The sequence below is a fragment of the Nocardia halotolerans genome, assembly GCF_042650145.1.
Lineage (GTDB): Bacteria > Actinomycetota > Actinomycetes > Mycobacteriales > Mycobacteriaceae > Nocardia > Nocardia halotolerans.
On sequence record NZ_JBHSDL010000014.1, the window covers coordinates 784,603 to 798,166 of the forward strand.

Consider the following 13,564-nt stretch of genomic DNA (forward strand, 5'->3'; position numbering starts at 1 on the left):
ACCGTGACCGGCCGGCTGTGGGTGGTGGTCCCCGCGTTCAACGAGGAACGCGGGATCGGCGCGACCCTGGCCGCGCTGGCGGCGCAACGCGACACCGACTACACCCTGGTGGTGGTCGACAACAATTCCAGTGACCACACCGTCGAGGTGGTGCGTGCCTTCGCCGCCGCCCATCCGGTGCCGGTGATCGAAGTGATCAACGAAGCACGCAAGGGCACCGGCGCCGCCGCCGACACCGGTATGCGGCACGCTATTTCGCGGGGCGCGCAGTTGCTGGCCCGGACCGACGCCGACTGTCTGCCCGCACCCGATTGGACCCAGCGGATCAGGGCCGGGTTCGATTCCGGATTGCGTTTGGTGAGCGGGCAGTTGATTCCGCGTACCGACGAGGGGGTTTCGTGGATCGATCGGACCATCGTCCGGGTGGCGCTGGAGTTGGCTTCCGCGTTCGGGAAGCTGCGCTCGGGCAATCGTGATCCGAAGTATCTCGGGCCGTACGTGATGACACCGGGGTGCAATATGGCCATTACCGCCGAACTGTATTCCGCCGCAGGCGGTTTCCCGCGCACTGCGATCGAGGACCTGCACGAGGACCGGGCGCTGGTGAACGCGGTGCGCACCATCACCACCGACTACGGGCTGCGCAGGGACGTGCGGGTGTACGGCTCCAATCGACGAGTGCGTGCGTGGGGTATCCGAAAGACGTTGGCCTGGTACGCCGATCACCGGTACCGGCCCGACGAGGTCGACATCCGGTGAGCGCCGACTTCCTGGATCGCCTCGCCGCGCACGCCGAACGCATCCCGGACGCTTCGGCGCTGGGCATCGTCGGCAAACGCGCGCTCACCTATCGTGAACTGGCCGAGGTCGTGGGGCGCGTCGCGCACAACCTGAGGGTGGCGGGGTTGCGGCCGGGTGATCGGATGCTGTTCTCCATCCGGCCCGGTGTCTGCTCGGTGAGCTTGGCGCTCGGGGTGATCGCCGCGGGCGCGACGATCGTCTTCGTCGATCCGGGCGTGGGCCCCGCGTTGTTCGCCAAGCGTGTTCGGTTGGTCGAACCACGCTGGGCGGCAACCGAATCGCTGCTCTATGCGGTGAGCGGGCCGCTGGCCGGGATCGGCCGCAGGCGTGGACTCGCGCTTCCCCGCTTCGGCGAGCTCGATGTGGAGCACATCCACAGCGGGATCCGGCTGCCCGGTACACCGCTGCGTTCCACTCCGCTGCGGAGGTTCACCGGTGCCGCGCCGGTTTCGGCGCTGCCGCAAGGTGATCCGGACGCCGACGCGCTGATCGTGTTCACCTCCGGCACCACCGAGGAACCGAAAGCCGTTGTGCACACCCGCGCTTCGCTGAGTGCCGGACTCAGCGCCATGAGCGGACAGACCAGCCTCGCACCGGGCGCCTTCCTGCACACCGAACAGCTCATGATGGGATTGCCCGCGCTGATGGCGGGCGCGCGCTGGGCGATGCCCAGGTATCCGCGGTTCGGCACCCACATCGACCCGGTGCGGTTCACCCGTGATCTGCGTAGCGCCACGCACGCCTTCTACACACCCGCCGACCTCGCCGTCGCCCTCGACGCGCTGGAAACCGGGGCGGTGCCGGCTCCCCCGCAGCTGCGTCAGGTAGCGCTCGGTGGGGCGCCGGTGACAGCGTCCTTGCTGCGCCGGGCCCAACAGTCCTTGCCGGGTACCGAGTTCCTCGCCATCTACGGGATGACCGAGATCCTGCCCGTCGCCGTCGCGAGCGGTGCCGCGAAACTCGCCCACGACGGTGATCTGCTCGGCGCACCGGTACGCGGCGTACAGGCGCGCATCGCCGACGACGGGGAACTGGTGCTCGCCGGCCCCAACCTGTGCCGCGGCTACCTCGGCGCACCACCGCTCACCGAGATCGCCACCGGCGACCTCGCCCGCTGGGACGGCGAGCGACTGGTCCTCACCGGACGCAAGAAGGACATGATGATCCGCGGGAAGACCAACATCTACCCCGGCCTGTACGAACCGGTGATCACCGCACTCGACGGGGTGCGCGAGGCGATCATGATCGGGGTGCCCGACGAGATCGGCGACGAGCGGATCGTGCTGGCCGTGGTCACCGCGCCGGGTGCGACGGACGTGGCGGCCATGCTGCGGGCGCGGTTGCCGAAGCTGATCGACACCACGGCGGTGCCGGACGAGATCGTGGTCGTGGACCGCATTCCGGTACACGGGCGGACCAGCAAACCGGACCGGGCCGCGTTGCGCGAGATGATGCGCGCCCGGCTCAGCTGAGATCACCGATTCGCCCCGCGCCCTGAGGATTCGGTTCTAGGCTGCCGATGCCAGAGTCTGCTCCACAGGGGGAACAATGCGCCGTTTGCTGTGCGCCGTCGTCATCGCCATCACCGCGACCGGAATCGCCGCGGGCGCCGGGCACGCCAATGTCGTTCGGCCCGACGGCCTGTTTCACGGGCCCACCGCCGACCAGGAGTGCGCCCTCGCCAAGGAATCGGTTCCGGACCCCCAGCTGACCGCGTTCTGCGACCGGCTCGACGCGCAGACCTTCCAGCTGATCACCGTCCCCACCACCCAGGTGCCGAGGTTCCTGATGCTGCGCGCGGAAGCCGGCACCCTCGACCGGCTCAGCTGAGAGGGTGAGCGGCACGGTCGAGAGTCGTCGTAGCTCCGGCCGGCGCTGGGTACGCCCTCCCGTGCCCGGCCCCCGGCAACTGAACGAGGCCGACGTCGAGCCGCGTACCGGCAACTGTGCGCCGACGACGAATACGCGGCCGACCAATTCGTACAGCTCAACGGTGGGTCGATGCATTGCCGCGGCACCGATAGCCGGGAGCATTCGCGGACAGCTACCGCTGGTGGAATTGCCGCACTGGGGCGATTCCGCTGACGGCCTGGCTGGTCAGCGCCTCGACAGTGCGGTCGGCCAGGTTGTCGATCGCCGGCCGCTCGAGCATGGTGTCGACGTAGCAGAAAGTGATCGACAGCGTGGTGCCGAGAGTGGCGACGGCGACGGTCAGCGCGCTGGCGCAGGAATTCGTCCCGGCGACGGTCAGCGCCGTGATGTCGAGCGGCTCCGGTGTTTCCGGTGCGGTGAGCCGGCCGAGGTTGCTCACGGTGATGTTCCACGGAGCACGACGGTCGATGAGTTCGATTGTGCGCCTGCCGGACTCGAGCGTCCGGGGGCAGCCGTAGCGGATCGCGGCCAGCGATGACAGGTCGGTGTGGTGGTCGAGGTGCCGGGCCAGTTGGGTTTTCGCGGTGCGGGCGGCGGCCCGGATGGCGGTGTCCGGACCGAACGGGACGAAGGTGGGCACCACGGCGGTGAACATGCCCGGTTCGTCGTCGGCCGGAGCGGGGTCCAGCCGGGCGCGCACGTCCACCGGGACGCCGATACCGACGACCCCGCGGCGCCCGGGCCGCGCGAATTCGCCGACGGCGCGGGCCAGCGCGGCGGTGAGCACGGCGTTCACCGTGACACCCGACCGGCGGCAGTGGGCTTGCAGTGCGGTGAGCTGATCACCTTCGACCGTGCGCAGCACAGTGCGGGTGCGACGAGCCGGCAACGGCGGCGCCGTACCGGGCAGGCTCACCGCACGACGGGTGCGGGCGGTGAGCTGACCGGCGAGGTTGGCGCGCAGACAGCGCAGGAGCCCGGTGTGCGCGGACCCGATCAGGTCGTCGGGCGCCGGGATCGGCGGGCGTGCCGCCCGGGGCGGGGCGCCGAAGGCGTAGGCGAGCAGCCGCCAACCCAGTGCCACCATCGAACGGCCGTCGAGCAGGACGTGGGACAGCACCAGGATCAGGTCGTGGTGCTCGTCGGAAGTTCCCGGACGCCAGGCGAGATCGATGAGCCGCCCCGGTGCGGTGGCCAGATCGATCGCGGTGGCGAGCTGGTCGTCGAAGACGGTGCGCCAGTCCTCGGGGGCGGCGACGATGCGATGCAGAACCGGCAGATGCGGGTCGGGTGCCGGGACGAAGCGGGGACCCTCGGCGACTGTCGCGCGCAGCAACGGGAACTCGGCGACGAGGGCCGCGGCGGCTTCCTCGAGCCGGTAGGCGCCGAGCGGGCCGCGCACTCGCAGCCGGACCACGCAATTGGCGGGCGACAACTGGTCGACCAGCCAGAACCATCGTTCCGCTGCCGAGAGTGGGCGCTCCACCGCCTCCGTGCGCACCGTCGCACCCTCGCCTTCGTCGAAACCGGGTCACAGCGAGCGTAACGAACCGGGACGAGAGCTCGAGCCTTTCACCACGTGGTACTACGTGCGTATTATGGACATATGGGTTTCGAGTGGCCTGATTGGGCGATCGCTCACCTGATCGGCATCGAACCCAGCGAGGTTCGGCAGGTCCTCGCAGCGTCACAACGGTGGCCACGCCCGGCCGACGACGGCCGGGTGACCGTCCTGACGGTGTGGGGGCGCACCACAGCCGGTCGCCCGTTGATCGTGGTCACACGGCAACGCGACGACTGGACGTGGGTGATCATCGGTGCGCGCACGATGCGCGCCGAGGAACTGGCGCAATTCGAGCAGTGGGAAAGTGGGAACCGATCATGAGCGAGCAGGACTTTCCGTCCGGTAAAGAAGAACTCGCCGATTTCATGGATCGGCTGACCTTCTCCGACACCCCCGCCGAAGCCCCACCACGCCTGCCCGCCAACGAAGACATCATGGTGACCACCTCCATCCGGTTACCCCTCGGCCTGCACAGCCGGCTCAAGTGTCTCGCCGACGAACGCCGCGTCGGGGTCTCCACGCTGCTGCGCGAATGGGCCGAAGCAGCCGTCGCCGAAATCGACGACGAAGACCAGCTCATCTCCCTCGCCGAAGCCAAACGCGCGCTCTCCCGCGTCCACCCGATCAATCGCGCCAGTTGAGCATGCTCGTATCGGAAGGCCACGATGGCGTTGGGCGCCGGTAGGCTCATGGCCCGCGACGAGGAGGAATCGACCAATGACCGCAGTGCACCCTGAGGGGCCGCAACGCATCACTGCCGAGCAATTTCTCGCGGCCGAACCGGACGCGCTCAGCAGTACTTTCGGCGATTTCGAGATCGTCGACGGGTTGGTTGTTCGGGCGATGGCGCAGAGTGAGGCGCACAGTCGGGTTGTGCGGCGGCTCGCAGCCGCGCTCGAGGATGCGCGGGAACCGGCCGGACCATGTCTGCGCGTCGCGTCCGATGTGGCGGTGCGCTTTGCCGACGCGGAGGAGAACCCCGCCGACCGGAGACTGAACATCCGATATCCCGACATCTTCCTGCGCGACTGCGAACCGTACGACGTGAACACCGTCCGCGACCACATCGCCTTGGTCGTCGAGGTGGTCTCTCGTGCGACGGTCGACGATGACACCGGGATCAAACGCCAACTGTATGCGCGCGCAGGCATCCCGGTCTACCTGATCGTGCACTTCGACAAGAGCTGGGAGTTCATCGACCGGATCGAGGAGTACCGGCTCGACTGGTCGGGGATGCGTTACATGCCGCACCGAGTCCATCGCACGGCGCTGGTTCTGGATGCTCCGGTTACCTTGGCAATAACCCTCGACGCACTGCATCGTCCATAACGGAGTTCGTCGGCGCTCGTATGCCGCGGGGCGGCGAGGTACGCCGCGGCAAAGGCGGTCAGGCGATCGTCCAGTGTTGTGTGGGCTCCCACGGAAACCATGGGAGCCCACACTGCTGGATCTACGCCCGCTCAGCGGCGGCGCTTGCCGCCCTTGGTTTCGGCGCGGGCCGCTTCGCGGCGCTCGCGACGGGTACCACCGGCGGGCTGACCACCGGCAGGCTGGCCGCCGTATTCCTGGGCGTCGGAATGGGTTTCGGCGCGGCCGTCCTCGGCGGGGCCCGAGTAGTTCAGGGCGCGCGGAGCGGCCTCGTCGATGCCCTTGGCGCGCAGGGCCGGCGGTGCCTGGGTCTCGGCGGCGGGAGCTTCGGTGCCGACCGGGGAGCGCAGACCCTTGTTGATGGAGACGCCTTCGGGCTGGGGCTGCTGCACCTCGACCTGCAGGTTGAACAGGAAGCCGACGGACTCTTCCTTCAGGCCCTCCAGCATGGCCGCGAACATGTCGAAACCCTCGCGCTGGTACTCGACCAGCGGGTCGCGCTGGGCCATCGCGCGCAGGCCGATGCCCTCCTTGAGGTAGTCCATCTCGTAGAGGTGCTCGCGCCACTTGCGGTCCAGGACCGAGAGCAGCACCTGACGCTCCAGGTTGCGCATCGCGCCTTCGCCGGCCAGGCCGTCGATCTCCTGTTCGCGCTTCTCGTAGGCGGTGTGCGCGTCTTCGAGCAGGGCCTCGCGCAGTTCGTCGCGGGTGAGTTCGCCCGCGTCCCCGGTGACGGTCTCACCGGCGAGTTGCTTGTGATCCAGGCTCACCGGGTACAGCGTCTTCAACGCCGTCCACAGCGTGTCCAGATCCCAGTCCTCGATGTAGCCCTCGGCGGTGGCGCCGTCGACGTAGGCGGTGACCACGTCGGTGATCATGTTCTGGACCTGACCCTCCATGTCCTCGCCACGCAGGATCCGGTTGCGCTCGCCGTAGATGACGGTGCGCTGCTGGTTCATCACCTCGTCGTACTTCAAGACGTTCTTGCGGATCTCGAAGTTCTGCTGCTCGACCTGGGTCTGGGCGCTCTTGATGGCCTTGGAGACCATCTTCGCCTCGATCGGCACGTCGTCGGGCAGGTTCAGCCGGGTCATGATGGCCTCGAGCGCGGCACCGTTGAAGCGGCGCATCAGCTCGTCACCCAGCGACAGGTAGAAACGGGATTCGCCCGGGTCGCCCTGACGGCCGGAACGACCGCGCAGCTGGTTGTCGATACGGCGCGACTCGTGCCGCTCGGTGCCGAGCACGTAGAGGCCACCGGCCTCGCACACCGCCTCGGCGTCGGCCTCGGTCTGCTTCTTCACCTGCTCGAGCGCGGAATGCCAGGCGGCCTCGTACTCGTCGGGGGTGGTCACCGGGTCCAGGCCCTGCTTGCGCAGCAGGATGTCGGCGATGATGTCGGCGTTGCCACCGAGCACGATGTCGGTACCACGACCGGCCATGTTGGTGGCGACGGTGACCGCGCCGGGCCGCCCGGCCTCGGCGATGATCTGGGCTTCCTGCTCGTGGAACTTCGCGTTCAGCACACTGTGCGCCACACCGCGCTTGGTGAACTGCTTGGACAGGTACTCCGAACGCTCCACGCTGGTGGTACCGATCAGGACCGGCTGGCCCTTCTCGTGCCGCTCCACCACATCGTCGACCACGGCGTTGAACTTGGCCTCTTCCGACTTGTAGATCAGGTCGGCCTGGTCCTTACGGATCATCGGCTTGTTCGTGGGGATCGGGACCACGCCGAGGTTGTAGATCGAGTGCAGCTCGGCGGCCTCGGTCTCGGCGGTACCGGTCATACCGGACAGCTTGTTGTAGAGGCGGAAGTAGTTCTGCAGGGTGATCGTGGCCAGGGTCTGGTTCTCCGGCTGGATCTCGACCTTCTCCTTGGCCTCGATCGCCTGGTGCATGCCCTCGTTGTAGCGACGCCCGGTGAGGATGCGGCCGGTGAACTCGTCGACGATGATCACCTCGCCGTCGCGGACGATGTAGTCCTTGTCGCGGGTGTAGAGCTCCTTGGCCTTGATGGCGTTGTTCAGGTAGCTCACCAGCGGCGAGTTGGCGGCCTCGTAGAGGTTGTCGATGCCGAGCTGGTCCTCGACGAACTCCACGCCGGCCTCGTGCACACCGATGGTGCGCTTCTTGATGTCGACCTCGTAGTGCAGGTCCTTCTTCAGCAGCGGCGCGATGCGCGCGAATTCGGCATACCACTTGGAGGAGGCGTCGGCCGGGCCCGAGATGATCAGCGGGGTGCGGGCCTCGTCGATGAGGATGGAGTCCACCTCGTCGACCACGGCGAAGTTGTGCCCGCGCTGCACGAGATCGTCCAGCGAGTGGGTCATGTTGTCGCGCAGGTAGTCGAAGCCGAACTCGTTGTTGGTGCCGTAGGTGATGTCGGCGTTGTAGGCCACGCGGCGCTCGGCCGGGGTCATGCCGCCCAGGATCACGCCCACCTCGAAACCGAGGAAGCGGTGCACTCGGCCCATCCACTCGGCGTCACGCTTGGCCAGGTAGTCGTTGACGGTGACGACGTGCACGCCGTCACCGGAGATCGCGTTCAGGTAAGCGGGCAGCACACAGGTCAGGGTCTTGCCCTCACCGGTCTTCATCTCCGAGATGTTGCCCAGGTGCAGCGAGGCGCCACCCATGATCTGCACCTTGTAGTGCTTCTGGTTCAGCACCCGCCACGATGCCTCACGGGCCACGGCGAAGGCCTCGAGCAGCAGGTCGTCGAGGGATTCCCCGTCGGCGTGACGCTGCCGGAACTCGTCGGTCTTGGCGCGCAACTGCTCGTCGGTGAGCTGCTCGAGCTCACCTTCGAGCGCGATGACCTCGTCGGCGAGGTTAGAAAGCCGCTTGACCATGCGACCTTCACCAATCCGTAGCAACCTCGTCAGTGTCAGCGCAGGCACGGGTCTCGTCAGTCCTCTGGTCGGAGTGTGTTTATGGCGATGGTAGTCCGCAGACCACCGTACCCGGCACCGTGTACCGGCGCCGGGCGTACCGGGGGCAGTCATCGGCCCAGGTCACAACGTCCGGCGAGCCCCCTTGCCCGGCACTGCGATTCACCTGCCGTGACGTAGGATGGAGCGCGTGCCCGATCGGCGCATACGGCACCGGAAGGAGCATCGGAGCGCGTGATCACGAGATTGACGCCACAGGACGCGGCGTTCTACCGGCTCGAGTCGAGCAGCAACCCCATCCACATCGGCTCTCTCGCGATCCTCCAGAACAGTTCCCCCGACGGCACCGGCCAGCTCCTGGACTACGAGCGGCTCATCGACCTCGTCGAATCCCGGCTGCCGCTGGTCCCCCGCTACCGCCGCAAGGTGCGCGAGATCCCGCTGTCGCTGGGCCGGCCGGTGTGGGTCGAGGACAGCCGCTTCGACATCAGCTATCACATCCGCCGCTCCGCGCTGCCCGGTCCGGGTACCGACGAACAGCTCTACGAACTGGTGGCCCGGCTCGCCTCACGACCGCTGGACCAGGCCAGGCCGCTGTGGGAGATGTATCTGATCGAGGGCCTGGCCGACGGGCGCAGCGCGGTGTTCACCAAGTCGCATTCCGCGCTGGTCGACGGTGACACCGCCCTCGAGATCGGGCACGTGATCCTCGACAACAGCCAGCTGCCGCGCGAACTGGCCGACGACGCCTGGCGCGCACCGCGCGAACCCACCGACGTGGAACTGCTCGCCGGTGCGCTCTCGCAACTGGCCGCGCAGCCGCGCGAAGCCTACGAAGTGGTGCGCGATGCCGGGTCCAGCGCGTTCGGGGTGGTGCGCGGCACCAGGATGGCCGTGCACGCCGCGGCCAACGCGGTGCGCGCGGCAACCTCCGGCGCCCCCGACAGCCCGCTCAACGCCCGCACGTCGCGCAGCAGGCGCTTCGATGTGGTGCGCACCGACCTCGACGACTACCGCACCATCCGGCGGCACTTCGACTGCTCGATCAACGACACCGTGCTCGCGGTGGTCACCGGGGCCCTGCGCAACTGGTTGCTCTCGCGCAACGAGGCGCTCACCGAGTCGACGAACCTGCGCGCGGTGGTACCGATGTCGGTCTACGTCGACGGCGACAACCAGCTCACCCCGGCCAGCGAGGTGTCCTCGTTCCTCATCGACCTGCCGGTGGGTGAACCGAACCCGACGATGCGGCTGTCCCACATCTCCCACGCCACCGAAGCCGCGGGCAGGCAACGCCGCGGGGTACGGGCGCGCACCCTGGTGCACCTGGCCGGTTTCGCGCCGGCCAGCCTGCACGCGATGAGCGTGCGGGCGGCGAGCACCTTCGCCGACAACACGTTCAACCTGGTGATCACCAACGCGCCGGGACCCCAGACCGCGATGTACATCGGCGGTGCGCGCATGCTGGAGATGTATCCGGTCTCGCCGCTGCTGCGCAATCAGACGTTGAGCTTCGGGCTCACCTCGTACGACGGTCAGGTCTTCTACGGACTCAACGCCGACCGCGACGCCATGGCCGATATCGACGTCCTCGCGGCGTCGGTACACGAATCGATGGAGGAGTTGCTCGGTGCCTGTCTCTGACAACGACAAGATGCGCGTCTATATCCCCGCCACCATCCCGATGCTGCGCGGTCTCGTCGACGAGCGCGAACTGTTCCCGCTCGGTGCGACCGCGTTCGCCGTCACCCCCACCCTGCGCGAGGCCTACTCCGCCGGCGACGACGACGAACTGGCCGAGGTCGCCATGTCGGAAGCGGCGATGGCCTCGCTGCGGCTGCTGGCCGCCGAACGCGACGGGCTCGACGACGCCGACGACGACGCCACCGCCCCCGGCGAGGCCGCGAATCCGGGCGGCCCGATCTATCGGCGCTGCGTGATCGCCGCCGACGTCACCGGCGCGAAACTGCGCCCCGACCTCGACGACGCGGTGGTGAAGCTGGCCGGGCCGATCAGCTACGACCAGGTCGCGGCGGTCCACGTGGACCTCGCCGAGGCCGAACCACAGGTGGCCAAGGCCGTCGACGTGATCGACGCCGCCGATCTGGGCGATCCCGACGCCGAATTCGTCCTCGGTGACGCCCAGGACCACCAACTGGCCTGGTACGCCACCCAAGAACTGCCGTTCCTGCTCGATCTGATGTGACATCGCGACTGGCAGCCGACACCGAACCTACGATGCCGTAACCTGACAGCGGGCGAGCCACCCCACGGTGGCACGGATGCACGACAGGGAGTAACGGCACAGATGGTCCTGAACAAGTTCCGGGAATGGCTCGAAGCACCGGCCGCGCAGGTCGCCGATCGCGGCGGCAAGCTGAACGTGCTACGAGGCGCGGTTGCCCGGGTGACCACCCCGCTGCTGCCCGACGACTACCTGCACCTGGCCAACCCGCTGTGGTCGGCGCGGGAACTGCGCGGGCGCGTCGTGGAGGTGCGCAAGGAGACCGCCGACTCGGCGACTCTGGTGATCAAGCCGGGCTGGGGTTTCGATTTCAAGTATCAGCCGGGCCAGTACATCGGCATCGGCATCCTGATCGACGGTCGCTGGAACTGGCGTTCCTACTCGCTGACCTGCCCGCCGGACTGGACCGGCGAAGGCGGCAAGCGGCTGATCTCGATCGCGGTGAAGGCGATGCCGGAGGGCAAGCTGTCCAGCCACCTGGTCAACGGCGTCGCCGCGGGCACCGTGGTGCGCCTGGCCGCGCCGCAGGGCGGATTCGTGCTGCCCCAGCCGGTGCCCGACAAGGTGCTGTTCCTCACCGCGGGCAGCGGCATCACCCCGGTGATGTCGATGTTGCGCACGATGGATCGCCGCGACGAGATGCACGACGTGGTGCACGTGCATTCGGCCCCCACCGATGCCGACGTGATGTTCGGCGCCGAACTGCGCGCCCTGCACGACAAGTACCCCAGCTTCGATTCGCATCTGCAGCTCACCGATGAACAGGGCCTGTTCTCGCTGACCAGCCTCGACGAGCTCTACCCCGATTGGCGCGAGCGCGAAACCTGGGCGTGTGGGCCCGCGCCGATGCTCGACGCGATCGAACAGCATTGGAAGAGTGCGGGTGTCGTGGACAAGCTGCACGTCGAACGGTTCGAGGTGCAACGCTCCGCGGTGGGTGAGGGCGGCACCGTCACCTTCGGCAGCACCGGGCGCAGCCTCGCCGTCGACGGCGCGACGAGCCTGCTGGAGGCGGGCGAATCAGTCGGTGTGCAGCTGCCTTTCGGCTGCCGGATGGGCATCTGCCAGACCTGTGTGGTGACGCTGTCGGCGGGTTACGCCCGTGATCTGCGCAATGGCGACGAACGTCAGCCCGGCGACAAGGTGCAGACCTGCATCTCCGCCGCGGCGGGTGACTGTACTCTCGACATCTGATCCCCCCACCCACCTGTTTCACCGGGTATTCTCGGGTAATGCGCCGGTTATATGACTGATCGGCAGCGGCTGGTCGCGGCACTGCGTGTCGTTCCGGCACTGGGCCGGGGACAGGCGGCTTCGATCGCCTGTCCCCGGCCCGCCTCGGTTGTGATCGAGACAGCGCGCCAGTCGCCAACCAAACAGAGAGGACCCCGGTGGCCATCACCGATATCCAGGCATTCGCCCATCTGACGTCGGCCGACATCGAGACTCTCGGGAAAGAACTCGATTCGATCCGCCGCTCGGTGGAGACCTCTCGCGGTGAGCGCGACGCCAAGTACATCCGTCGTGCCATCAGGGCCCAGCGCGGCCTCGAGGTGGCGGGGCGGGCCGTGCTGTTCGGCAGCCGTAAGCGCTGGGCCTGGCTCACCGGCACCACTTTGCTCTCGGTCGCCAAGATCATCGAGAACATGGAGCTGGGCCACAATGTGAGCCACGGGCAATGGGACTGGATGAACGACCCGGAAATCCACTCCACCAGCTGGGAGTGGGACATGACCGGCCCGTCGGCGCAGTGGCGGCGCGCGCACAACTACTCCCACCACACCTACACCAATGTGCTGGGCAAGGACGAGGACCTCGGCTTCGGCATCCTGCGGATGACCCGCGACGAAGCCTGGCGTCCGCTGCACCTCATCCAGCCCGCGGCGAATCTGCTGCTGGCCGCCACCTTCGAGTGGGGCATCGCGCTGCACGATCTGGGCATCGAGAAGGAGCTGGCCGGGATCAAGCCGGGCGCCGTCACCTCCCCGCCCGACCGCGAGTTCTACCGCAAGGTGGGCCGGCAGGTGGCCAAGGACTTCGTGCTGTACCCGGCCCTGACCGGGCCCGCGTGGAAGTCCACGCTCAAGGCCAACGCGACCGCCAATCTGGTGCGCAACCTGTGGTCCTACGCGGTGATCTTCTGCGGCCACTTCCCCGACGGCGCCGAGAAGTTCACCGTCGAGCAGCTCGACGGGGAAACCCAGGGCGCCTGGTACCTGCGCCAGATGCTGGGCAGCGCCAATTTCAAGGCCGGCCCGGTGATGGCGTTCATGAGCGGCAACCTCTGCTACCAGATCGAACACCACCTGTTCCCCGACCTGCCGAGCAACCGATACTCCGAAATCGCCGAACAGGTGCGGGCGCTGTGCGACAAGTACGACCTGCCCTACACCACCGGCTCACTGGGCAAGCAGTACCTGCTGGCCTTCCGCACCATCCACAAGCTCGCGCTGCCCGATCGTTTCCTCAAGCGCACCGCCGACGATGCGCCCGAGACGTCCTCGGAGCGCAAATTCCACGGCATCACGCTGCCCGAGGCCCTGCGCGTCGATCCCGAGACCGGCAAGCGGTTCGGGCTGCGTTCGGCGCTCCACGATGCCAAGGTGACACTCGAGGTGAAGGCGCGGCACGAGAAAGAGGTGCTGCGTGAGGCCAAGGTGGCCATCAAGGCGCGGGCGCGGCAGGAGAAGCAGGCGCTGCGCAAGCGGGCGCGCAGCTTCAGATAACATCTGCGTCTCGGTTTCGCAATAGGACGTTTCACACATCCTGGGTCCGAACTCGCCAACCTACGCTCTCGTAACCTACGGTACTGTAACCGCC

General features: G+C 67.7%; 12 protein-coding genes. 10 read left to right on the forward strand and 2 right to left on the reverse strand.

Annotation, left to right across the window (positions count from 1 at the left end; translation table 11 throughout):
• The first annotated feature begins 3 nt into the window (after positions 1-3).
• The 3 genes from ACFO5K_RS14270 (at position 4) to ACFO5K_RS14280 (ending at position 2,631) form a co-directional block, all read left to right on the forward strand.
• Complete coding sequence (locus ACFO5K_RS14270; RefSeq protein WP_378561664.1) at positions 4-759, forward strand: glycosyltransferase family 2 protein; 756 nt, start codon at positions 4-6, stop codon at positions 757-759.
• The gene (locus ACFO5K_RS14275) at positions 756-2,273 is read left to right on the forward strand and encodes a class I adenylate-forming enzyme family protein (protein ID WP_378561667.1); all 1,518 of its coding nucleotides are present in this window, start codon (positions 756-758) and stop codon (positions 2,271-2,273) included. Before ACFO5K_RS14270 ends, ACFO5K_RS14275 begins: the two co-directional genes overlap by 4 nt.
• Before the next feature lie 76 nt (positions 2,274-2,349).
• Positions 2,350-2,631 carry a hypothetical protein gene (locus ACFO5K_RS14280; RefSeq protein WP_378561670.1) on the forward strand — a complete coding sequence of 94 codons (282 nt, stop codon included), beginning with the start codon at positions 2,350-2,352 and terminating at the stop codon, positions 2,629-2,631.
• 214 nt (positions 2,632-2,845) lie between these two features.
• On the opposite strand, the gene ACFO5K_RS14285 is transcribed toward ACFO5K_RS14280, so the two are convergent.
• Positions 2,846-4,174 (reverse strand): phthiocerol/phthiodiolone dimycocerosyl transferase family protein, encoded by a 1,329-nt coding sequence (locus ACFO5K_RS14285; protein ID WP_378561673.1) that lies wholly within the window; start codon positions 4,172-4,174, stop codon positions 2,846-2,848.
• Between the two features lie 105 nt (positions 4,175-4,279).
• Between ACFO5K_RS14285 and ACFO5K_RS14290 the strand changes: the two genes are divergently transcribed.
• From ACFO5K_RS14290 to ACFO5K_RS14300, 3 genes are all read left to right on the forward strand, one after another.
• Positions 4,280-4,558: a hypothetical protein gene (locus ACFO5K_RS14290; RefSeq protein WP_378561676.1), complete on the forward strand. Its 279-nt coding sequence runs from the start codon at positions 4,280-4,282 to the stop codon at positions 4,556-4,558.
• Positions 4,555-4,878 carry a hypothetical protein gene (locus tag ACFO5K_RS14295; RefSeq protein ID WP_378561679.1) on the forward strand — a complete coding sequence of 108 codons (324 nt, stop codon included), beginning with the start codon at positions 4,555-4,557 and terminating at the stop codon, positions 4,876-4,878. Before ACFO5K_RS14290 ends, ACFO5K_RS14295 begins: the two co-directional genes overlap by 4 nt.
• A 76-nt stretch (positions 4,879-4,954) precedes the next feature.
• The gene (locus tag ACFO5K_RS14300) at positions 4,955-5,566 is read left to right on the forward strand and encodes a Uma2 family endonuclease (RefSeq protein ID WP_378561682.1); all 612 of its coding nucleotides are present in this window, start codon (positions 4,955-4,957) and stop codon (positions 5,564-5,566) included.
• Positions 5,567-5,697: 131 nt separating this feature from the next.
• Here ACFO5K_RS14300 and secA read toward each other — a convergent pair whose 3' ends face one another.
• Entirely contained in the window at positions 5,698-8,508 is a 2,811-nt protein-coding gene (gene secA, locus ACFO5K_RS14305; RefSeq protein ID WP_378561685.1) for a preprotein translocase subunit SecA, read from the reverse strand.
• A 225-nt stretch (positions 8,509-8,733) separates the two neighbouring features.
• Between secA and ACFO5K_RS14310 the strand changes: the two genes are divergently transcribed.
• From ACFO5K_RS14310 to ACFO5K_RS14325, 4 genes are all read left to right on the forward strand, one after another.
• Positions 8,734-10,143, forward strand: a complete 1,410-nt coding sequence (locus ACFO5K_RS14310) for a WS/DGAT/MGAT family O-acyltransferase (protein ID WP_378561688.1) — start codon at positions 8,734-8,736, stop codon at positions 10,141-10,143.
• A gap of 10 nt (positions 10,144-10,153) precedes the next feature.
• Entirely contained in the window at positions 10,154-10,705 is a 552-nt protein-coding gene (locus tag ACFO5K_RS14315) for a DUF6912 family protein (protein ID WP_378563840.1), read from the forward strand.
• A gap of 102 nt (positions 10,706-10,807) precedes the next feature.
• Positions 10,808-11,938, forward strand: a complete 1,131-nt coding sequence (locus tag ACFO5K_RS14320; RefSeq protein ID WP_378561691.1) for a ferredoxin reductase — start codon at positions 10,808-10,810, stop codon at positions 11,936-11,938.
• 197 nt (positions 11,939-12,135) lie between these two features.
• Positions 12,136-13,470 carry a fatty acid desaturase family protein gene (locus tag ACFO5K_RS14325; protein ID WP_378561694.1) on the forward strand — a complete coding sequence of 445 codons (1,335 nt, stop codon included), beginning with the start codon at positions 12,136-12,138 and terminating at the stop codon, positions 13,468-13,470.
• Positions 13,471-13,564 lie beyond the last annotated feature (94 nt).